The organism is Citrobacter sp. wls718 (assembly GCF_005280945.1).
GTDB classification, from domain to species: domain Bacteria; phylum Pseudomonadota; class Gammaproteobacteria; order Enterobacterales; family Enterobacteriaceae; genus Citrobacter; species Citrobacter gillenii.
The window spans coordinates 1-1288 of the sequence record NZ_SZWV01000040.1 but is presented as its reverse complement, the minus strand read 5'-3'; the positions used below and the strand labels follow the sequence as shown (position 1 = coordinate 1288).

Sequence of the window (1288 nt, the reverse complement as noted above, 5' to 3'; positions counted from 1 at the left end):
ACGCCTGATTCATTTGAACCCGTGCTGAATGCTCTGGAGTGGGTTCCCGTCGCACAGCTGGCGCAGGGAAAATCCCCTACCCCATAAAGCACAAAACCCGCGCAAGGCGGGTTAAGTACCCGGTCAGCCGACCAAAGCTTTCCGGAACGAGTTTTGACCAATAACCACTACCTTAGGCGGCGATCATCAGCTGCCGGGTATCTTACAATCCTATGGAGCCCGAACGCAATGTTAACGTATGCGTATCTTATTAAAGCTAAAGCGAAAGCAACTGAGGCAAAAAACCTGTTTTGCTGGTTCTCTGCGAAATCAGATTCCCGTGCAGAACGCGAAATCCTCAATATTCTCGAAGATAACGATATTGCCGTCGGTCGTGGCGCCGACTATCAATTACCTGTCCGCACCAACTGGTTTGTTGTTGACGATCTTCCTGAGGAAAGCACACTTGATGACACATGGTGCGATCGTTACGAACTGGCAGAAGACCAGCAAACGTGGCAACTGAAACAGAAGCCGGATAATGAAAATCTGGAGGCTTCCAGCCAGCAAAAACCTGAAACCTCCAGTGCCAATGTACCCACCAGCGATGCGCCAGCATTGCTCCGCCCCATATCTCGCCTGCGCCTGTCTCAGCGGCTGATTGCGCACCTGTTAAATGACGGTGAAGAGAAGGATATCAGTGAAGCGCGGCACGTCCAGATCGGACAAATGGAACTGGACGAAAATGATCTCTATATACAAAACCTGTTACTGGCCGTTGCAAATGTGCCAGCGGCGAAAGAGCTTTCTGCTCATGTCGAGTGGAACCTGGCAAACGCAATAAAAGAAGTCTTCGACCGTGAGCAGGTCTATGCCATTGCTTCATTTGAGGAATTTATTACCGAATGGATTGCGGAACCGAAAGCGCGGACTCAAACCGTGCAGGAGTGGGTTAACGATAAGAAAGCACGAATTGTGGGTGATGAGCCCACCGTTCCACCTGTAACGCCAGAACTCATTACCGTTGCGACTCTCCCGCTACGCCAGCGCCTTTTGGCTCAGTTTATTTCTGATGAATATGCTTACCATATTGATACTGAACAGAAGAAAACCATTCAGGAACTTGAGCTGGATGTGGATAACAGCTACGTGCAAAATCTGCTGCTTGCCGCCGAGAATGTAGAACCATTCAGGAAAGCGCCAGAGATCGATATCTGGAAAATTGTCAGCGCGCTAAAAACTATTTTCCCGGTTGATGGTAAACGAGTGAATCTGTCTACCGTAATTCAGTTCTTTAAGGCCTGGTTCA

General features: G+C 49.2%; 1 protein-coding gene. It reads left to right on the top strand.

Annotation, left to right across the window (positions count from 1 at the left end; translation table 11 throughout):
- Nucleotides 1–228: 228 nt before the first annotated feature.
- A partial coding sequence (locus FDW95_RS08135) for a RecE family exodeoxyribonuclease (RefSeq protein ID WP_349290504.1) occupies nucleotides 229–1288 on the top strand: 1060 nt, incomplete at its 3' end.